This is a genomic window from Pseudomonas sp. S44, assembly GCF_016624805.1.
GTDB classification, from domain to species: domain Bacteria; phylum Pseudomonadota; class Gammaproteobacteria; order Pseudomonadales; family Pseudomonadaceae; genus Aquipseudomonas; species Aquipseudomonas machongensis.
On sequence record NZ_JACVTY010000001.1, the window covers coordinates 431,487 to 451,912 of the forward strand.

Below are 20,426 nucleotides of genomic sequence, written 5' to 3' on the forward strand. Positions count from 1 at the left end.
CGATCGCGAGTGACAGCCATGCATCGCCCCAGAACGCTCTACGACAAGCACCTCGACGCCCACACCGTCTGCACCCTGGACGACCAAGGCCATGTGCTGCTGTACATCGACCGCCAGGTCGCCAACGAATACACCAGCCCCCAGGCCTTCAGCGGCCTGCGCGAAGCCGGGCGGCAGGTCTGGCGCCCGGCCTGTACGCTGGCGGTGGTCGACCACGTCAACCCCACCGCCCCCGAGCGCATCGCCACCATGCCTGACGCTGGGGGCGCACTGCAGGTCTCCTACTTCGAGCAGAACTGCCGCGACTTCGGCATCGAACTGTTCGATGTGCTGGACAAGCGCCAAGGCATCGAGCACGTGGTGGCGCCCGAGCAAGGTTTCATCCTGCCCGGCATGGTGGTCGCTGCCGGCGACAGCCACACCACCACCTACGGCGCGCTGGGCGCCTTCGGTTTCGGCATCGGCACCTCGGAGATCGAGCACCTGCTGGCCACCCAGACCCTGGTCTACAAGCGCCTGAAGACCCTGCGCGTCACGGTGACCGGCGAGCTGGGCGCAGGCCTGGTCTCCAAGGACATCATCATGCAACTGATCCGCCGCATCGGTGCCTCCGGTGCGACCGGCTATGCCATCGAGTTCACCGGCCCGACCATCAGCGCCCTGAGCGTCGAGGCGCGCATGACCATCTGCAACATGGCCGTGGAAGCCGGTGCCCGAGGTGCCTTCATGGCGCCCGACCAGAAGGTCTACGACTACCTTGCCGACAAGCCCCGCGCGCCCAAGGGCGAACTCTGGGAGCAGGCAGTGCAGAACTGGCGCGGCACGCTGTTCAGCGACCAGGGCGCGCAGTTCGACCTTGAAGTCGCCCTCGATGTCGGCGAGCTGGCGCCCATGGTGACCTGGGGCACCAGCCCCGACCAGGCCGCCCCTATCGACCAGCAGGTGCCTGACCCGCTGCACGAACCTGACCTGATCCGCCGCCAGGACCTGCAACGCGCCTTGCGCTACATGGACCTGACACCCGGCATGCAGCTCGACCAGATCCCCATCAGCCATGCCTTCATCGGCTCGTGCACCAACGCCCGCATCGAAGATCTGCGCGATGCCGCCCGCGTGGTGCGCGGACGCCAGGTCGCGGCAGGGGTGCGCGCAATGATCGTGCCCGGCTCCACCCAGGTGCGTGAACAGGCCGAGCGCGAGGGCCTGGCGCAGCTGTTCGTCGATGCCGGTTTCGAATGGCGGCAGTCGGGCTGCTCCATGTGCCTGGCAATGAATGACGACGTACTCAGCCCCGGTGACCGCTGCGCGTCGAGCACCAACCGCAACTTCGAGGGCCGCCAGGGCGCCGGTGCACGTACGCACCTGATGAGCCCAGCGATGGTCGCCGCCGCAGCCGTCAGCGGCCACCTGATCGATGTCCGCACTTTTCCCCTGGAGGCCTGAGCCATGCAACCCTTCCTCACCGAAACGGGTATCGCCGCCCCATTCCTGGCCGCCAACGTCGACACCGACGTGATCATGCCCAAGCAGTTTCTCAAGGGCATCGATCGCAATGGCCTGGACCGTGGGGTGTTCTTCGACCTGCGCTTTGCCGCGGGCGGCGCGCCGAACCCTGAGTTCGTGCTCAACCAGGCACCCTGGCAGGACGCGCGCTTTCTGGTGGTCGGCCCCAACTTCGGCTGCGGCTCGAGCCGCGAACACGCGGTATGGGGCCTCAAGCAACTGGGGATCCGCGCGTTGATCGGCAGCAGCTTTGCCGGGATTTTCTTCGACAACTGCCAGCGCAACGGCGTGCTGCTGATCCAGCTCGAGGAGGCCCAAGTCAAAGAGATCGGGCAATGGGTCAGCGAACCCGGCAGCGCTGAACTGAGCATCGACCTGGAGCGACAACGGATCGCGCTGCACGACGGTCGCAGCATCGACTTTGAGATCGATCAGTTGCGCAAGCAGGCGTTGCTGCTGGGGCTCGATGCCATCGGCAGCACGCTGCAACGTACCGAACAGATCCGCGCCTTCGAAGCACGGCATCTGCAGGCCCATCCGTGGCTGGCCTGAGCCGCCAGGGACGACACAAGCCCGCCCGGACACGGGCGGCGCTTCACGGCTCCTCGTACAACAACAAATAGAGGACATGCACATGAACAAGACCCTGGCGCCCAGCGCCGAACACACGCCCGTCCAGCGCCGGCTCAACGCGCTGCTCACCTACCCGATCGGTGTGATCCCCCTGCCCTATTTCATCGGCATCGCCCTGATCGTGTTCTGCTCGGCACACTTCGGTTACCTGCCCAAGACCATGATCGGTGGCCTGGCGGTGATCATGACCATGGGCGTGTTCTTCGGCCAGCTCGGCCAGCGCCTGCCACTGCTCAAGGAAATTGGTGGCGGTGCGATCCTCTGCCTGCTGTTGCCCTCGGTGCTGGTGTTCCATGGCTTCTTCGGCAGTGCCACGCTGGATGCGACGAAGATGCTGATGAAGGATGCCAACTTCCTTTATTTCGTCATCGCAAGCCTGGTGGTGGGCAGCATCCTGGGCATGAACCGCTTCATCCTGGTCCAGGGCATGATGCGCATGTTCGTGCCGCTGGTGGCCGGCACCCTGGCGGCGATCGCGGCGGGAATACTGGTGGGCGTGCTGTTCGGCTATTCGGTCCACCACACCTTCTTCTACATCATCGTGCCGATCATCGGCGGCGGCATCGGCGAAGGCATCCTGCCCTTGTCGCTGGCCTATGCACACATTCTCGGCGGCAGCCCCGAGCAGTACGTGGCGCAACTGGTACCAGCAGCCGTGGTGGGCAACATCGTCGCGATCATCTGCGCCGGCGCCCTCGCACGCCTGGCCGGTAAGCGCCCGCAGCTCAGCGGTGACGGCATGCTGATCCGCGCTCGCGAAGAAAACGACAAGTTCAAGGAGCAGGCCGACGACGAGGCCATCGACTTCCGCTACATGGGTGCTGGTGTGCTGCTGATCTGTACCTTTTTCGTCCTCGGCGGCCTGCTGGAGAAGCTGGTGCACATTCCGGGGCCGGTGATGATGATCGTGGTCGCGGTCCTGTTCAAATACCTGCGCGTACTGCCCACGCACCTGGAAAAAGGCAGCAAGCAGTTCTACAAGCTAGTGTCGACAGCCTTCATCTGGCCGGTGATGATCGGCCTGGGCATGCTCTATGTACCCCTGGAAAGCGTGATGGGCGTGTTCTCCATCGGCTATGTACTGGTCTGTGCCTCGGTGGTACTGGCCATGACCCTGGCGGGATTTCTGATCGGCAATCTGCTGAAGATGTATCCGGTCGAGTCGGCCATCGTCACCTGCTGCCACAGTGGGTTGGGCGGCACCGGCGATGTGGCGATTCTTTCGGCGTGCAACCGCATGGGCCTGATGCCCTTCGCGCAGATCTCCACGCGCCTGGGCGGCGCCGCGACGGTGATCGGCGCAACCCTGCTGCTGGGCCTGTTCAACTGAACGCAACAGGGGCTACCCCGTGGCCCCTGGCTTCACCCCAGCAACACCTTGAAGTGCCGCTCGAGAAACTCCACGCACACGCGCAGTTTCGCCGAGTCCGCCAGGCGCGTCGGGTATACCGCCCAGACGTTGGCACTCTGGGTGTAGTCGTGCAGCACCTGCACCAGCCGACCGCTCTCCAGCAGTGGCCGTACATCCCAGTAAGAACGCAGCAGGATGCCCCCCCCCCCCCGCGCCCACTGCAGAACGATCTCACCATTGTTCGACGACAGCGGCCCGCTGACGCGCACCGTTTCTTCGCGACCGGCATGCTGCAGCTGCCACACACCGAACGGGTTGTTGCGCTCCTTGAGCACCAGGCAGTCGTGATTGTCGAGATCCTTGAGGTTCAGCGGCGTACCACGCTGGGCAAGGTATTCGGGCGTGGCGCACAGCACCCGCTGGTTGCTCGCAAGCTTGCGCCCGATGTGCTGCGCCGGCAGGTCGTCGCCGATACGGATTTCAAGGTCGAAGCCTTCGGCGACGATATCCACCACGCGGTCGAACACGTCCAGGCGAATCTCCAGGGCCGGATACGCCGCCGACAACTGCGCCACAGCAGGTGCGACATGGTTGCGGCCGAAGCCGAAGCTGCTGCACAGGTGCAGCACGCCGCGCGGCTCCTGGCGCACCTGTTTCATCTCGCCGACGAAGTCGTCCATGTCACCGAGAATGCGGATGGCCCAGCGCTGGGCACGCTCTCCGGCGTCGGTGAGGGCAATGCTGCGGGCGTTGCGGTGCAGCAGCCGCGTGCCCAGCGCCACCTCCAGCAAGCGGATGCGCTTGCTGACATAGGCTGGCGACAAGCCCAGTTCGTCCGCCGCCGCTGCAAAACCTGACTTGCGAATCACCGTGAGGAAGACCCGCAGGTCTTCCGGCAGCGGCGATTCGGCACGAGGTGTGTTCATTGGAGGTACTCCCGAAGCGATTGATTCACGCTTCGGGCATGATGCCAGCCCTACCGGTTAGCGACAATCGATCCGATCGGGCCTAAAGCACCATCGCCGCTACCCAGCCAAACGCCAGCAGTGGCAGGTTGTAATGAATGAAGGTCGGCACCACCGTGTCCCAGATATGGTGATGCTGGCCATCGACGTTCAGGCCTGAGGTCGGCCCCAAGGTCGAGTCCGAGGCAGGCGAGCCAGCGTCGCCCAACGCACCGGCCGTGCCGACGATGCACACCGTGGCCAGCGGGTCGAAGCCCAACTGCACACACAGCGGCACGAAGATCGCGGCAAGAATCGGCACGGTTGAGAAGGAAGAGCCGATGCCCATGGTCACCAGCAACCCCACCAGCAGCATCAGCAAGGCACCGATACCCTTGCTGTGGTCGATCCACTGCGCCGAGGTCTCGACCAGGCTCTTCACCTCGCCGGTGGCCTTCATCACTTCGGCAAAGCCCGAGGCCGCGATCATGATGAAGCCGATCATGGCCATCATCTTCATGCCCTCGGTGAACAGATCGTCGGTCTCGCGCCAGCGCACGATGCCCGACAGCGAGAAGATCAGGAAACCGACCATCGCACCGATGATCATCGAATCCAGCCACAACTGGATGATGAACGCCGCAGCGATGGCTGCGCCGGCCACCAGCAACGTCAGTGGGTTGTACTGCACACTGACCTGCTCGACCTCTTCGATGCGCGCCAGGTCGTAGTCACGTTTGCGCCGGTAGCTGATGAACACCGCCACCAGCAGGCCAACGAGCATGCCCGCCGCCGGGATGGCCATGGCGTGGGTGACGTTGACGCCGCTGATGTCCACGCCCGCGCGGCTGACGTTGGCCAGCAGGATCTGGTTGAGGAAGATGTTGCCAAAACCCACGGGCAGGAAGATGTACGGGGTAATCAGGCCGAAGGTGATCACGCAGGCGATCAGGCGCCGGTCGATGCGCAGGCGTGTCAGCACGTACAAGAGCGGCGGCACCAACAGCGGGATGAAGGCGATGTGAATCGGCAGAACGTTCTGCGACGACACCGCAACCACCAGCATCAGACCGATCAACAGCCACTTGAGCTTACCGCTCTGTGCCTGCCCCTGGCGGTCGATCATCGCCAGGGCGCGGTCAGCCAGGGCGTGAGCCAGGCCCGATTTGGCGATGGCCACGGCGAAGGCGCCGAGCAACGCGTACGACAACGCCACCGTCGCGCCGCCGCCCAGGCCGCCATTGAAGGCCGCGAGCGTGCCCTCGATCCCCAGGCCACCGACCAGGCCTCCGGTCAGGGCGCCAACGATCAGGGCGATGACCACATGCACGCGGGACAGGCTCAGTACCAGCATGATACCGACCGCGGCGATCACTGCATTCATGGTGTGCAATACCTCATTACGACAGACAAAAAGCGGGCGCTCCGGCGACAAGCTGCGCTGGGCAGCGGCCGGACCATGGGTGTTGTTATGGAGGGCGCACACTCTGAAGCACTGGGGGGAGGATGTCAAAACTGCCGAGGGATGGCGTTTGTATAGGCGCTTTTATCTTTATTGAACGTTCATATAAAGAAAAGCCCGGTCCCGCCGAAACAGTCGTCAGCCCCAGCTCTACTATTACAAGGGATGTACACCATGCCGTTGCGTCAACTTTCCATCCAATGGAAGATCACCCTGCTCGCCGGGTTGTGCCTGGCCAGCATCGTCACATTGCTCGTCGGCCTCTCGTTGTATCGCATGGACCACAGCTCGGATCTGGTCAAAGCCAGCAGCTCGCAGATGCTCACCGAATCCGCCCAGGCCCGTATCGAATCTCAAGGCGAGGTCCAGGCCCTGAGCATTCGCCGTCAGTTCATGGACGCCTACCAGTACGGTGCCGGCTTCGCCCGTCAGGTCCTGTTCCTGCGCGAACAGGCCGAAAAGCGCTTCATCGACGCCCACGACCTGCGCCAGGACATGACCGCCCAAGTCCGCGCCGCCCTGCAGGCCAACCCCGAGCTGCTCGGCCTTTCGCTGGTATTCGAAGCCAACGCCCTGGACGGCAAGGACAAACTGTTCAGCGGCCTCGCCGAGCTTGGCAGCAACGAAACCGGGCGCTTCGCCCTGTACTGGTCGCAGCCGCGCGCGGGCCAACTGACCGCCATGGCGTTGCCCGAGCGTGATATGGCCAACACCCAGATCGGCCCCAGCGGCGAGGCGGCCAATACCTGGTGGGCCTGCCCGCGCAGCACCGGCAAGGTCTGCGTGATCGAGCCCTACTTCTATGAGATCGCTGGACAGCAAGTGCTGATGACCAGCATCGTCTTCCCGCTGATGGTGGACGGCAAGGTGATCGGTACCCTGTCCATCGACACCAACCTGAACAGCTTGCAGGCCCTGAGCGAAGACGCCAGCCGCAGCCTCTACGAAGGTCGCACCAAGGTCGGCATCCTCAGCCCCGCGGGCCTGCTGGCCGGCTACAGCCCGGACGCCGGCAAGCTGGCGGAGCGCTTCGACCAGGTCGATACCCGCCAGGGCGCCGAGCTGGTGCGCAAGCTGACCGCCGGCAAGCTGCAGGTACTTCACGACCAGCAACGCCTCAAGGTACTGGCCGCGTTCGCACCGATTCCCGGCGGCAAGCCTTGGGGTGTGCTGCTCGACGTACCGGAAAGCGCCCTGACCGGCCCTGCCGACGCGCTAAAGCGCGAACTCGACGTGCTCAACACCAGCGGCACCCTGCTCGAGCTGGGCCTGGGCCTGGCTGCGGCGATCGCCGGCCTGCTGGCGGTGTGGCTGATGGCGCGCGGGGTAACCCGGCCGATCCTCGGCGTGGCAGCGATGCTCAAGGATATCGCCAGCGGCGAAGGTGACCTGACCCGTCGCCTGAACTACGACAAGCGCGACGAACTGGGTGAGCTGGCCGGCTGGTTCAACCGCTTCCTCGACAAACTGCAACCCACCATCGCCGAGGTCAAACGCTCAGTGCAGGCAGCACGCGGCACGGCCGACCAGTCTGCTGCCATCGCCAGCGAAACCAGTGCGGGCATGGAGCAGCAGTACCGCCAGGTCGACCAGGTCGCGACCGCCTCCCACGAAATGAGCGCCACCGCCCAGGACGTCGCCCGCAGCGCGGCCCAGGCAGCGCAAGCCGCGCGCGAGGCCGACCAGGCCACCCGCGAAGGCCTGGCCGTGATCGATCGGACCACTGACAGCATCGATGCGCTGGCCGCCGACATGAGCAGCGCCATGGCCCAGGTCGAGGGGCTGGCGCAAAACAGCGAGAAGATTGGTTCGGTGCTGGAGGTGATTCGCTCCATCGCCGAGCAGACCAACCTGTTGGCTCTCAATGCGGCCATCGAGGCCGCGCGCGCCGGGGAAGCCGGGCGTGGTTTCGCAGTGGTCGCCGACGAAGTCCGCAACCTCGCGCGGCGTACCCAGGAGTCGGTGGAAGAGACCCGCCAGGTGATCGAGTCGCTGCAGGCCGGCACCCGTGAGGTGGTTGGCGCCATGGACAGCAGTCATCGTCAGGCCCAGGGCGGCGTGGAGCAGGTCGGCCAAGCGGTCACCGCGCTGCAGCGCATCGGCCAGGCGGTCACCGTGATCAGCGACATGAACCTGCAGATCGCCTCGGCCGCCGAGGAACAGAGCGCGGTGGCCGAAGAGATCAACAGTAACGTGGCCACCATCCGCGACGTGACCGAATCGCTGTCAGGTCAGGCCAATGAGTCGGCGCGGGTCAGCCAGTCGCTGAACAGCCTGGCCAACCAGCAGCAGGGGCTGATGGACCAGTTCCGGGTCTGAACACGCCTGCGCGGTGCCAGCCTGGCATCGCGCAGGGATCGCCGCCAGCCGCCGAACCAGGCCGCTGCCCTCGTCGTCTACACTTTGCCCGACCCCACGAATTGGCAATCGACGAGGCCATCATGAAGAAAATTCCAACCTTGCTGGCCGGCCTGCTGCTCGCGCTGGGCCTGGCCAGTACCGACAGCGCCGCACGCGCCGAGTCAGCCAAACCCATCCAGTTCGGCGCCATTGGCTGGGAAAGCGGCGCCCTGACCACCGAAATCCTGCGCCTGATCGTCGAGAACGGTTACGGCTACCCCACCGATACCCTCCCCGGCAGCACCGTCAGCATGGAAGTCGCGCTGGCGAAAAACGACCTGCAAGTGATCGCCGAAGAATGGGCCGGGCGCAGCCCGGCCTGGGTCGACGCCGAGAAAAAGGGCGAGGTGTTCGCCTTGGGCGACACCGTGAAGAACGCAGTCGAAGGCTGGTATGTGCCGGCATACGTAATCGAGGGCGACCCGGCGCGCAACCTGAAGCCGCTGGCGCCAGAACTCAAGAGCGTCGCCGACCTCAAGCGCTATGCGCAGGTATTCAAAGATCCCGAGGCGCCGACCAAGGGTCGCTTCCTCAACAGCCCAAGCGGCTGGACTTCAGAGATCGTCAACAGCCAGAAGCTCAAGGCCTACGGGCTCGATGGGCTCTACAGCAATTTCCGCACCGGCTCAGGCGCCGCCCTCGACGCTGAAGTCAGCTCGGCTGTTCGCCGTGGCCAACCGGTGCTGTTCTATTACTGGAGCCCGACACCGCTGATGGGCCGCTTCGATTTCGTGCGCCTGGAAGAGCCCGCTTATGACGCCCAGGCCTGGGCCACCTTGACCGACCCGGCCAACCCCGCCCCACGTGGCAGCAGTTCGCTGCCCGCCAAACTGTCGATTGGTGTATCGAAGGCCTTCAAGATCCAATACCCGGACCTGGTGGCCTTGTTCGAAAAGGTCGACTTGCCGATCGACACCCTCAACCAGGCCCTGGCCATCATGAGCGAGAAACGCCAGGACCCGCGAGAGGCGGCCAAGGTATTCCTGCGCGAGCATCCACAGGTCTGGAAAGCCTGGATGCCACCTGCAGTGGCGCAGAAAGTCGGCGACGCGCTCGGGAAACCGTGATCAGGCAAAGAAATGTAACACCCCTCCCCCTTGGCCCCGGCACTCCATGGACTAGGCTTACACCCATGTGATGCCGGGCCCCTCTGACGGTTTGCGCCGCCATGTCGGAATCACTGTTGCCATGCAACGTCGACAATCAAGGAGGGGCTCATGACAGCTCTGCAGACATTCCTCACAACACCCCTGCTCGGCACCAGCACCTGGCTGTGGCTGGTATTCGTCACCATCGTCATCGCCCTGCTGGTCCTCGACCTGGGCGTGCTGCACCGCCAGGAACGCGAAATCGAAATGCGCGAAAGCCTGCTGCTGTACTCGGGCTACTTCAGCGTGGGCGTACTGTTCGGGGTATGGGTGTGGTACGAGCTTGGCGCCCAGTCGGCATTGGAGTTCTACACGGGCTTCCTGGTCGAGCAGTCGCTGTCGATGGACAACGTGTTCGTCATGGCGATGATCTTCAGCTTCTTCGCCATCCCTCGCCGTTACCAGCACCGCGTGCTGTTCTGGGGCATCCTCGGCGTGGTAGTCCTGCGTGCGATCATGATTGGCGTGGGCGCCGCGCTGGTACAGAACTTCGCCTGGGTGCTCTACCTGTTCGGTGCGTTCCTGCTGTTCACCGGGGTGAAGATGGCGCTTTCCAGGGAAGATAGCCATCCGGACCTGGCCAACAACCCGGTGCTGCGCTTCGTGCGCAGGCACATGCGGGTCACTGACCAGATCCACGGCAAGCACTTCTTCGTCCGTCTCACACCACCCGGCCAGAGCAAGGCGTTACGTTACGCCACCCCACTTTTCCTCGCCCTGGTGCTGATCGAACTGGCCGACCTGGTATTTGCCGTCGACAGCGTGCCGGCGATCTTCGCCATCACCCAGGACCCGTTCATCGTCTACACCTCGAACATCTTCGCCATCCTCGGCCTGCGCTCGCTGTACTTCGCCCTGTCAGCCTTGATGCACCGCTTCGTCTACCTCAAGTACGCCCTGGCGTTGGTGCTGATCTTCATCGGTTGCAAGATCTTCTACCACGGGTTGGTGGGCAAGGTGCCGGCGCTGCTGTCGCTGGGCGTGACATTCGGGTTGCTGCTGGGCGGCGTGGTGCTGTCGCTGTTCAAGACCCGAGGCAGCGAAGGGCAAGAACCTGCCCTGGCCCAGGACAGCCCGAGCAAGGCCGAAGCGACCGCTGGCGACACCGTGCCAGGATCATCCAAGGCCCCTACCACGAACCACACCGGCCCTTGACGGCAAGGACCTGCCCAGCGGGCTTACTGCCCGCTGCGCAGCATCTCCTTGGGCACATACTTGCCGATCTCGTACTTGCCGATCGCCGCCCGATGCACTTCGTCGGGCCCGTCGGCCAGGCGCAGGGTGCGCTGCATGGCATACATGTAGGCCAGCGGGAAGTCGCCGCCGACACCGGCACCACCATGAATCTGGATAGCGCGGTCGATCACCTTGAGCGCGACGTTCGGCGCCACCACCTTGATCTGGGCGATCTCGCTACGCGCCACCTTGTTGCCGGCGGTGTCCATCATGTACGCCGCCTTGAGGGTCAGCAGGCGCGCCATATCGATTTCCATCCGCGAGTCGGCGATCTTGTCGACGTTGCCGCCCAGCCGGGCCAGCGGCCGACCGAACGCGGTGCGGCTTACCGCACGCTTGCACATCAGCTCCAGGGCACGTTCGGCCATGCCGATCGAACGCATGCAATGGTGGATACGTCCCGGCCCCAGGCGCCCCTGGGCAATCTCGAAACCACGCCCTTCGCCAAGGATGACGTTCTCGTAAGGCACGCGCACGTTATCGAACAGCACCTCGGCATGACCATGGGGCGCGTCGTCGTAACCGAACACCGGCAGCGGGCGAACGATCTTCACCCCGGGCGCATCGGTAGGCACCAGCACCATCGAATGCTGCTGGTGGCGCGGGCCATCGGGGTTGGACAGCCCCATAAAGATCATCACCTTGCAGCGCGGGTCGCAGGCGCCGGAGGTCCACCACTTGCGCCCGTTGATCACCCACTCGTCACCATCACGCACGGCGGTGGCAGCCATGTTGGTGGCATCGGAGGAAGCCACATCAGGTTCGGTCATGGCAAAGGCCGAGCGGATCTCGCCACGCAGCAGCGGTTCCAGCCACTGCTGCTTCTGCGCCTCGCTGCCATAGCGCACCAGCACTTCCATGTTGCCGGTATCCGGCGCCGAGCAGTTGAACGGCTCTGGCCCCAGGAGCGAGCGCCCCATGATCTCGGCCAGCGGTGCGTACTCCAGGTTGGTCAGCCCCGCGCCGTACTCGGACTCAGGCAGAAACAGGTTCCACAGCCCTTCGGCCCGGGCCTTGGCCTTGAGCTCCTCCATGATCGCGGTGGGCTGCCAGCGGTCACCCTCGGCAACCTGGCGCTCGAACACCGCTTCGGCGGGATAGACATAGGTGTCCATGAACGCAGTGACGCGCTCGCGCAGAGCCTGGACCTTGAGCGTATAGGCGAAATCCATCTGGGCTACCTTTGCGGAATGAAGAACATGCAGCAGAGCCTAGAGCAGTGCAGGTCAATCCACCTAGTCTATTTTCGGCGTGTATTAACATTCATAACCGATATATGATCGGCGAATAACATCAACAACACGTGGCGCCCTTATGAACCTCAGCAAGGTCGATCTCAACCTGTTCATCGTCTTCGACGCCATCTACACCGAAGCCAACCTGACCCGTGCCGGGCAGATCGTCGGCATCACTCAGCCTGCCGTATCCAATGCCCTGTCACGCCTGCGCGAAACCTTCAACGACCCGCTGTTCGTGCGCACCGCCCAAGGCATGGTGCCGACACCGATGGCACAGAACATCATCGGCCCGGTGCGTAATGCCCTGGCCCTGCTGCGTACCTCGGTGCAGGAAAGCCGGATCTTCAATCCGCAGCAGGCCAGCAAGACCTTCCGCATCAGCATGACCGACCTCACCGAAGCGGTGGTCTTGCCGCTGCTGTTCCAGCGTTTGCGCCGCCTGGCGCCGGGCGTGGTGATCGAGAGCTTCCTGTGCAAGCGGCGCGAGACTACCAAGGAGCTGGCCGCAGGTCGCCTGGACTTCGCTGTCGATGCCCCGCTGAACACCGATCCACAGGTGCGCCACGTCAAGCTGATGCAGGACCGCTATGTCTGTGCCCTGCGCCAAGGCCACCCCTTGGGCGAGGCCAAGCTGACCCTCGACAGCTACCTGGGCATGACCCATATCCATATTTCCAGCCGTCGCAACGGCCTGGGCTACGTCGATCTGGCACTGGGCAAGATGGGCGTGCAGCGCAAGATCGCGCTGCGCTCCCAGCACTACCTGATGGCCTCGCAGGTGCTGCAGCAGACCGACATGGTGATGACCGTCCCTGAGCGTTTCGCACGCCGCCATCAGTTGCGCTACCTGACGCTGCCAGTAGAAGTCCCGCCACTGGAAACGCACCTGTACTGGCATGAAAGCACTGATCAGGACCCGGCCAACCGCTGGATGCGCGAGCAGATCATCGAACTGTGCCAGCAGGTGGTGGCGCAGGATGAGCGAGAGATTGCCGCGCAGGCCGCTGCCGACTGAGCGAAGGCGGTGCATACGATGATGGCACACTGGACGAACGGTGCCATCACCTCTAGCATCTGCGCCGCCCTCACCCAACGCTCAAGGACGATCATGCTCGCCACCGCAGCACGCTCCATCACTCTGGTTGCCGCTTGCGCACTGCTCGGCGCCTGCAGCTTCAACGGCACCTACCAGGACAGCAGCCGCACTGACGCGGCAAAACTGCGCTACGTCTCCAACACCTCCAACTCGACGCTGGATGTCTACCGGGGTCCCCGATGCGAGGGCAGCACCACCGGCCTGCTCAACAACTTCCTGGCCAGAGACACTCGCCGTCGCGCCGACATGCGCGTGCCACCCACCGCCGACACCCGTGGCTACCTGGAGATCCGCCTGGAGCCCGACCAGCCACTCTATCTGTTTGCCAACACCTTGAGCACCGGTGGCGCGCCCTGCTCGATCGGGGTCACCTTCACCCCCGCCGCCGGTTCGGAGTACGAAGTGAGCGTCGACCGCAGCGACGGTTACTGCATGCTTCAACTCACCCGCCTGCAACGCATCGACGGCAAGGATTTACGCATCCCCTACCCGCTGAACGATGAGCCCCTGGCAAGCTGTAGCGGCACCTCGCCGCTGTTCCCGCTACCGCCCACTCCGCTGCCTGCCTCCGTGCAACGCAGCGCGATGATCGAAAGCCTCATCAATGACAGCCTGGCCTCGTCCGGCGCAGTGATCGACATACTGCAAGCCGGCAACCTGCAGCAACCTCCGGCCGATCAGCAGATCGCCGAACGTCGCAAGGCCTTGGGCAATGCCACGCTGCCCGATGCCTACTGGGACCAGTACCGCGCCAATCTGCAGCATTTCGAGCAAGCCCTTGGCCAGGTCAAGCCCCTCGCCCAGGCCAGATTCCGCGACAATAACCGCAAGTACCTCAACAGCGTGCAGGACCAGCAGTTGCAGATCTGGGCGGGTCTGGAGTTGGGTAACCGCTACAATAGCCGCGAGGTTCGCATGCGCGACATGAGCCGTTACTACGCGCGGGTCTACCGCCAGATCACCGCTGAAGCGAAGCTCGAACACCTGCGGGCCATGGCGCAGCTTGACCGGCAATACGGCGTTTGCGAACGCTTCGAAGGGTGCTGGAGGCTTTGATGCAACGGCCAGCCAGAATAGTTTTCTTCTGGCTGGCTTAAAGGAGAAAAATATTTCTACGGAACACTGAGAAAGGCGAAAACAAGAAAAACTTCTTCCCTCGCGACTCCCCTAGCATGCTCACATCATTCTTCAGCCTCTGCTCGCACGGTCCCACCTATGCACAACTCACCGCTGTACCTCGACTACGCCGCCACCACCCCAGTCGATGACCGGGTCATCGAAAGCATGCTGGCCTGCATGGGCCGCCAGGCGCATTTCGGCAATCCTGCGTCCAGCGGTCACGCTTTCGGCCAGGCCGCCCGCGAGTTGGTGGAACAGGCCCGTCGCCAGGTCGCCGAACAGGTCGGCGCGGCGCCCGAATCGCTGGTATGGACGTCCGGTGCCACCGAGTCGAACAACCTCGCCCTCAAGGGCATTGCCCAGGGCGCCGGCCAGCCCGGTCACTTGATCACCAGCCAGCTGGAACACAAGGCCGTGCTCGACACGGCCGCCGAACTGGAGCGCCAGGGCTGGGCGGTCACAAGGCTGGCGCCGGATGCACAGGGGCTGATACAGCCCGAAGCCGTCCAGGCCGCCCTGCGTGCCGACACCCGCCTGGTATCGCTGATGGCGGTCAACAACGAGCTGGGCACCACCACCGACTTCGGCCGGATCGGCGAATGCGTCCGCGCACATGGCGCACTGTTACATGTGGATGCCGCCCAGGCCGTGGGCAAGGTCAGCATCGACCTGGCGCGCCAAGCCGTCGACCTGATGTCGTTTTCCGCACACAAGGTCTATGGCCCCAAGGGGATTGGCGCACTGTATGTCGGCAGCCGCGCGCGCCCCTGCCTGCAGGCGCAGATGCATGGTGGCGGCCATGAAGGCGGGCTGCGCTCCGGAACGCTGCCGGGGCATCAGATCGTCGGCATGGGAAGTGCCTTCGCGTTGGCTGGCGCCCTGGCCGCAAGCGAGCACGAGCGGATCAAGGCACTGTCGCAACGCCTGCGTGACGGCCTGCTGGCCTTGCCCGGTGTGAGCCTCAACGGTTGTCCCGAACAACGCATCCCGCACACCTTGAACCTGTGTATCGAGGCCAAGGGCTTCAGCAGTGCGGCATTGGCGAGCGAACTGGCCATTTCCACGACCTCGGCGTGCAACTCGGCCAGTAACGCTGCATCCCACGTGCTGCTGGCCCTGGGGCTGAGCGAGCAGCAGGCACGCAGCAGCGTACGCATCAGCCTGGGGCGCTACAGCACCGAGGCTGATGTGGACAAGGCGCTCGAGGTGTTCGGGCGGGTCATTGCAGCGGGCGCCGTGGCGCTCTGGTAGCGACGCCTTCTGTCAGGTAAGGACAGTGAAGAAAAACCCATTGCCATGGCATCCGGCGCCGATTACTGACATCTTGGCGCTTTCCCCTGCGAAGGAACGCGTTCCATGGCATTGCATCTCTGGCTGACGTTTTCCCTGGCCTATCTGATCACCTCGCTCACCCCGGGCCCCAACGTCCTGCTGACCGTACGCAACGCTCTGCGTTACGGCCCGTCCGGCATGGGCATGACGCTGCTGGGCAACCTCAGTGCGCAGTTGCTGCTGATCAGCGGTGTGGCGATGGGCGTCGGTGCGTTGTTGATCTCGCTGCCGGCGGCATTTCTGGCGTTGAAGCTGGTGGGTGCGGGGTATCTGATCTATCTGGGCTTGCGTCAGTTGCTGTCACGGGACAAGCCCAAGCTGCCCGCAGGCGAGATCACCCCGGTAGCGCCACGCGCGAAATGGCGGATCGGTGTCGAAGCCTTCCTGGTGTCGGCGAGCAACCCCAAGACCTTGGTGTTCTTCTGCGCCTTCCTGCCACAATTCCTTGAACCTGGCCGGCCGATCTTCGGCCAGTTCGCAGCAATGTTCATCAGTATCGCGGCCATCGTCGGGCTGGTGCATTCGTTCTACTGCTTCACCGCCTACCGCTTCGGCCAGCGCCTGAAGGCCTCGCGCCTGGCAGCCTGGTTCAAACGCGCCACCGGTGCGCTGTTCATCGGGCTGGGTGTGCGATTGCTCAGCACCAAGGCGGTGTAAGGCGCGTTATCTGAGCAATGCCTGGATCTGTTCATGCAGGGTGTCGAGGTCGAACGGTTTGGCCAGGATCGGCGCCTTGCGCGCGATCGGGCTGCCAGACTCGAGGATCTCCGCGGGATAGCCGCTGATGAAGATCACCTTGAGGTCCGGGCGCAGCTTGACCGCAGGCTCGGCGATATCAACCCCGGAAATCCCGCCTGGCAGGCGAAAGTCCGTGACCATCAGGTCCAGGTGCGGCTTGCTCGCCAGAATCGCGAACGCCTGCTCACCATTCTCGGCCACCAGCACGTGATAGCCCTCGCCCGCCAGGTAGTCGCGCAGGATCATCCGGATGACCGGTTCGTCCTCGACCACCAGCACCACATCTTGTGCATCTTCGCTCATGACAACGCCTTGAATTTCAAATAGTTGGCCATCTGACCACCAGGTCACACAGAGGTTGCCTGCGCCTGGTCACTTTGTTGATCGGCCGTCGCCAGCGGCAGCAGGATGCTGAACGTCGCACCCTGCCCCTCTTGGCTCTCGACCTGGATTCGTCCACCGTGGGCCTGCACGATCTGCTCGGAAATATACAAGCCAAGCCCCAATCCACCACTGGCCTGGTGCGCCGCAACCCGCTCGAACTGCTGGAAGATCCGCTGCTGGTTGGCGGCACTGATGCCGATGCCGTGATCCTGGACCTGCACACAGGCCATGCCGGTTTGCTCGAACACCCGCACCTGGACCGGGCGTCGCTCGCCATAGCGCAAGGCATTGGACAGCAAGTTGGCCAGCACCTGCTCGATACGGAACTCGTCCCACTCCCCCTGCAGCGCGTCGCAGCGTTGCAGCTCGATGTGGGTGTCCAACGCCGTTGCCTGGGCCGAGAAGTTCTCCACCAGGCCGCGCACCAACTGCGACAAGTCGAACAGCCGCGGGCGGATCGACAGCTTGCCGGTGCGGATGCGCGACACGTCGAGCATGTCCTCGATCAGCCGGATCAAGCTGTTGATCTGCCGTTCGTCACGCTCGACCATCGCATGCAGGTGGGTTTCGCTGAACGCCGCGAGGTTGCCCCGCGACAAATGCATCTTGCGCAGCTGGGTCTCCAGGATCAGGCCGTTGAGCGGCGTGCGCACTTCGTGGGAAACGATCGACATGAAGTCATCGCGCATGCGCACCGCACGCTCCAGCTCGCTGCGTGCCACCTGCAGCTGGGCAAGCAGTTGCTCCTGCTCCTGACGGCTGCGCTCGAGCGCTTCCAACTGACGCCCGAGCACCTGGCGCTGGCGATAAAGGTCGACGAACACCGACACCTTGCTCTTGACCGCCTGGGTGTCCAACGGCTTGTGCAGGAAGTCCACCGCGCCGCTCTCGTAGCCCTTGAAGGCGTAGTTCATCTCGCGGCCAGCAGCGCTGACGAAGACGATCGGAATGTTCTTGGTCTTCTCCATGCCGCGCATCAGCTCGGCCAGCTCGAAACCATTCATGCCCGGCATCTGTACATCGAGGATGGCCAGGGCGAACTCGTGCTCGAGCAGCAGCGACAAGGCCTGCTCGGCCGACTGGGCGCGGTGCACCTCACGGTCCTCACCCTGGATCAGGGCATCGAGGGCCAGCAGGTTTTCCGGCAGATCGTCGACGATCAGCAGTTTGGCGATGATGTGGCTTAGCATGCGCTGGGTTCCAGGGTGGCGAGCAACTGCCCGATACCGCTCAGAGAAAGAATATGGTCGGGGCGATGCAGGGCCAGTGCGGCCTCCGGCATCAGCGCAACCTGTGCGTCGCGGGGGTCCTGGACCACGGTCCGGCCTCCGCACTTCTTGATGCAGGCAAGGCCCTCGGCGCCGTCTTCGTTGGCACCGGTGAGCAGCACGCCGAGCAGCCCTTCGCCATAGGCATCGGCAGCCGAGGCGAAAAGGAAGTCGATCGCCGGGCGCGAAAAGTGTACCGGTGCCTCCTGGCTCAGCGACAGGCTCAGGTCGCGCTCCACCGACAGGTGATAACCGGGCGCTGCAACATAGATCTGCCCGGCCTCGATCCGTTCCTTGTCACGAGCCTCGCGCACCGGGCGATGCAAACGGCGATGCAGCACCTCGGCCAGTTGGCTGTGGCGGTCATCCGGCAGGTGCAGCACACACAGCACCGGCTGGGCGAAGCCCTCTGGCAAGCCGCCAAGCACCTCGAACAAGGCCGCGACGCCGCCGGCCGAGGCGCCGATGACCACTGCGCGCACGCCGTTCATGTCTTGCGGTAGATCCGCTCGGGCCTGACCAAAGGCTCGAAGCGGTCGCTATAGGCCGAAAAATCCACCGACTCCTTGCTGCCCAGGAACAGGAAGCCGCGATGGCACAGCGACTCGTGGAACAGCCCCAGGGCACGGTCCTGCAAGTCTTTGTTGAAATAGATCAGCACATTGCGGCATGACACCAACTGGGTTTCGGAAAACACGCTGTCGGTGGCCAGGCTGTGGTCGGCGAAGGTCACGTTGTCGCGCAGGCTGCTGTCCATGATGGCGTTACCGTAGGCGGCAGTGTAGTACTCGGAGAAGTCGCGCCGCCCTCCGGCCTTGCGGTAGTTCTCCTCGTACTCGCGCAGGCTTTGCATCGAGTAGATGCCCTGCTTGGCCTTCTCCAGCGAGCTGGGGTTGATGTCGGTGGCGTAGATGATGGTGCGCTCCAGCAACCCTTCCTCGCGCAGCAGGATGGCCATGGAGTACACCTCCTCTCCCGTGCTGCAACCGGCGATCCAGATTTTCAGTGAGGGCCAGGTGCGCAACAGCGGCACCACCTCCTCGCGCAAGGCGAGGAAGTGGTCAGGGTCGCGGAACATCTCGCTGACCGGGATCGTCAGGTATTGCAGCAACTGCATGAACATGCCCGGGTCGTGCAGTACCCGCTCCTGCAGCGCAGTCACGGTACGGCAGTCGAACTGTCGCAGGGCATGGAGGATCCGGCGCTTGATCGACGCGCCTGAGTAGTCACGGAAGTCGTAGCTGTACTTGAGGTAGATCGCCTCGATCAGCAGCCGGATCTCGATATCGGTGTTGCGTTCGCTAGTCAAATTCGCTCCAGTTGCGGCAGCCAGACGCGGATCAGGGAGAACAGGCGATCAAGGTCGATCGGCTTGGCCAGGTAATCGTTGGCACCCGCCTGCAGGCAACGCTGCTGGTCATCCTTCATGGCCTTGGCCGTCACGGCGATGATCGGCAGCTTGCGCCAGCGGGGCTGCTGGCGGATCAGCCGGGTCGCTTCATAGCCGTCCATTTCCGGCATCATCACGTCCATCAGTACCAGGTCGACATCATCGTGCTGCTCAAGACGCTCCAGCGCTTCACGGCCGTTGCGCCCGATCTCGACGATAGCGCCCTTGTGCTCCAGGGCACTGGTCAGGGCGAAGATGTTACGCACATCGTCGTCCACCAGCAGGATCTTGCGCCCCTCGAACACCTTGTCGCGGCTGCGCGCGGTCTTGAGCATGCGCTGGCGCTCGTGGGACAGTTGCGACTCGACCTTGTGCAGGAACAGCGTCACTTCGTCGAGCAGGCGCTCCGGCGAGCGCGCGCCCTTGATGATGATCGAACGCGAGTACTTGAGCAGATCGGCTTCTTCTTCGCGGGTCAGGTTCCGCCCGGTGTAGACGATCACTGGCGGGAAGCTGCGGATGTCTTCGGCCGTCATGCGCTTGAGCAGCTCGTTGCCGAGCATGTCGGGCAGCTTGAGATCGATGATCATGCAGTCGTAGATGTTTTCGCGCAGCAGCTCCAGGGCCTCCTGGGCCATGGCCACGGCGGTGATCTCGATGTCGTCGTCGCCGATCAGGCGGGCGATGCTCTCGCGCTGCAGGTCGTCGTCCTCCACCAACAGGATGTGCTTGAGCTTCTGCGTCAGCTTGGCTTCCAGGCGGCTGAACACCTCCTTGAGCTCCTCGCGGCTGGCCGGCTTGACCGCGTAGCCCACCGCGCCCATGTGCATGGCGGCCTCGACGCGGTCTTCCACCGAGATGATGTGCACGGGGATATGCCGGGTGTTGGCCTGTTCCTTGAGGCGCTGTAGCACAGTGAGCCCGGAATGGTCGGGCAGACGCATGTCCAGCAGCACCGCATCAGGCACGTACTGTGCCGCCAGGGCGAAGCCTTCGTCGGCGCCATGGGCGACCAGGCAGTTGTAGCCCAGTTCATGGGCCAGGTCGTAGAGGATCCGGGCGAAATTCGGCTCGTCCTCGATCACCAGGATGCAGCGATTGGCGAACGGCGCCTGCTCGCGATCGTCGGCAAATGCGGGAATCGGCAGCGGCTGCTGAGGTGCAGCCAGCGCGCGCGGTGCCGG

The 20,426-nt window shown here is 63.9% G+C and carries 17 protein-coding genes and 2 pseudogenes; 11 read left to right on the forward strand and 8 right to left on the reverse strand.

The annotated features are described in order from the left end of the window. The first annotated feature begins 18 nt into the window (after positions 1–18). The 3 genes from leuC (at position 19) to IAE40_RS01820 (ending at position 3,466) form a co-directional block, all read left to right on the forward strand. Positions 19–1,443 (forward strand): 3-isopropylmalate dehydratase large subunit, encoded by a 1,425-nt coding sequence (gene leuC / locus IAE40_RS01810; RefSeq protein WP_200602526.1) that lies wholly within the window; start codon positions 19–21, stop codon positions 1,441–1,443. 3 nt (positions 1,444–1,446) lie between these two features. Next, positions 1,447–2,055: a 3-isopropylmalate dehydratase small subunit gene (leuD, locus tag IAE40_RS01815; protein ID WP_197889636.1), complete on the forward strand. Its 609-nt coding sequence runs from the start codon at positions 1,447–1,449 to the stop codon at positions 2,053–2,055. A gap of 82 nt (positions 2,056–2,137) precedes the next feature. Further along, on the forward strand, positions 2,138–3,466 hold the full coding sequence (locus IAE40_RS01820) for a 2-hydroxycarboxylate transporter family protein (protein ID WP_063544802.1): 1,329 nt from the start codon (positions 2,138–2,140) through the stop codon (positions 3,464–3,466). Between the two features lie 32 nt (positions 3,467–3,498). On the opposite strand, the gene IAE40_RS01825 is transcribed toward IAE40_RS01820, so the two are convergent. Then, positions 3,499–4,413 carry a LysR substrate-binding domain-containing protein gene (locus IAE40_RS01825; protein ID WP_200602527.1) on the reverse strand — a complete coding sequence of 305 codons (915 nt, stop codon included), beginning with the start codon at positions 4,411–4,413 and terminating at the stop codon, positions 3,499–3,501. A gap of 82 nt (positions 4,414–4,495) precedes the next feature. Beyond that, positions 4,496–5,815 (reverse strand): Na+/H+ antiporter family protein, encoded by a 1,320-nt coding sequence (locus IAE40_RS01830; RefSeq protein ID WP_151924765.1) that lies wholly within the window; start codon positions 5,813–5,815, stop codon positions 4,496–4,498. Positions 5,816–6,388: 573 nt separating this feature from the next. On the opposite strand from IAE40_RS01830, the pseudogene IAE40_RS25920 reads away from it, so the two are divergent. From IAE40_RS25920 to IAE40_RS01845, 4 genes and pseudogenes are all read left to right on the forward strand, one after another. Continuing rightward, positions 6,389–7,354: pseudogene (locus tag IAE40_RS25920) on the forward strand (HAMP domain-containing protein); the annotation flags it as partial. Between the two features lie 102 nt (positions 7,355–7,456). After that, complete coding sequence (locus IAE40_RS25925) at positions 7,457–8,212, forward strand: methyl-accepting chemotaxis protein (RefSeq protein ID WP_371926297.1); 756 nt, start codon at positions 7,457–7,459, stop codon at positions 8,210–8,212. A gap of 122 nt (positions 8,213–8,334) precedes the next feature. After that, positions 8,335–9,360, forward strand: coding sequence for an ABC transporter substrate-binding protein (locus tag IAE40_RS01840; protein ID WP_197889632.1), 1,026 nt, complete (start codon positions 8,335–8,337; stop codon positions 9,358–9,360). Positions 9,361–9,510: 150 nt separating this feature from the next. Next, a complete protein-coding gene (locus tag IAE40_RS01845) occupies positions 9,511–10,596 on the forward strand; it encodes a TerC family protein (protein WP_234465024.1) in 1,086 nt (361 codons plus the stop codon). 23 nt (positions 10,597–10,619) lie between these two features. Here the strand turns inward: IAE40_RS01845 and IAE40_RS01850 are convergent, their stop codons facing one another. Beyond that, the gene (locus IAE40_RS01850; RefSeq protein WP_200602529.1) at positions 10,620–11,849 is read right to left on the reverse strand and encodes an acyl-CoA dehydrogenase; all 1,230 of its coding nucleotides are present in this window, start codon (positions 11,847–11,849) and stop codon (positions 10,620–10,622) included. A 142-nt stretch (positions 11,850–11,991) separates the two neighbouring features. Between IAE40_RS01850 and IAE40_RS01855 the strand changes: the two genes are divergently transcribed. The 4 genes from IAE40_RS01855 (at position 11,992) to IAE40_RS01870 (ending at position 16,119) form a co-directional block, all read left to right on the forward strand. Then, positions 11,992–12,930, forward strand: coding sequence for a LysR family transcriptional regulator (locus IAE40_RS01855; RefSeq protein ID WP_054891282.1), 939 nt, complete (start codon positions 11,992–11,994; stop codon positions 12,928–12,930). Positions 12,931–13,023: 93 nt separating this feature from the next. Beyond that, positions 13,024–14,067 carry a hypothetical protein gene (locus tag IAE40_RS01860; protein WP_200602530.1) on the forward strand — a complete coding sequence of 348 codons (1,044 nt, stop codon included), beginning with the start codon at positions 13,024–13,026 and terminating at the stop codon, positions 14,065–14,067. A 159-nt stretch (positions 14,068–14,226) separates the two neighbouring features. Next, a complete protein-coding gene (locus tag IAE40_RS01865; RefSeq protein WP_197889630.1) occupies positions 14,227–15,381 on the forward strand; it encodes a cysteine desulfurase family protein in 1,155 nt (384 codons plus the stop codon). Between the two features lie 105 nt (positions 15,382–15,486). Beyond that, entirely contained in the window at positions 15,487–16,119 is a 633-nt protein-coding gene (locus IAE40_RS01870; protein WP_153773542.1) for a LysE family translocator, read from the forward strand. Between the two features lie 6 nt (positions 16,120–16,125). Here the strand turns inward: IAE40_RS01870 and IAE40_RS01875 are convergent, their stop codons facing one another. The 5 genes and pseudogenes from IAE40_RS01875 to IAE40_RS25930 form a co-directional block, all read right to left on the reverse strand. Further along, positions 16,126–16,503: a response regulator gene (locus tag IAE40_RS01875; RefSeq protein WP_054891278.1), complete on the reverse strand. Its 378-nt coding sequence runs from the start codon at positions 16,501–16,503 to the stop codon at positions 16,126–16,128. Positions 16,504–16,547: 44 nt separating this feature from the next. Continuing rightward, positions 16,548–17,774, reverse strand: a complete 1,227-nt coding sequence (locus tag IAE40_RS01880; protein ID WP_063544794.1) for a hybrid sensor histidine kinase/response regulator — start codon at positions 17,772–17,774, stop codon at positions 16,548–16,550. Then, positions 17,768–18,343, reverse strand: coding sequence for a chemotaxis protein CheB (locus tag IAE40_RS01885; protein WP_153773541.1), 576 nt, complete (start codon positions 18,341–18,343; stop codon positions 17,768–17,770). Before IAE40_RS01885 ends, IAE40_RS01880 begins: the two co-directional genes overlap by 7 nt. Further along, on the reverse strand, positions 18,340–19,161 hold the full coding sequence (locus IAE40_RS01890; RefSeq protein WP_063544792.1) for a CheR family methyltransferase: 822 nt from the start codon (positions 19,159–19,161) through the stop codon (positions 18,340–18,342). Before IAE40_RS01890 ends, IAE40_RS01885 begins: the two co-directional genes overlap by 4 nt. After that, a pseudogene (locus IAE40_RS25930) lies at positions 19,158–20,384 on the reverse strand (response regulator); the annotation flags it as partial. The gene IAE40_RS01890 and the pseudogene IAE40_RS25930, both read right to left, overlap by 4 nt. Between the last annotated feature and the right edge of the window lie 42 nt (positions 20,385–20,426).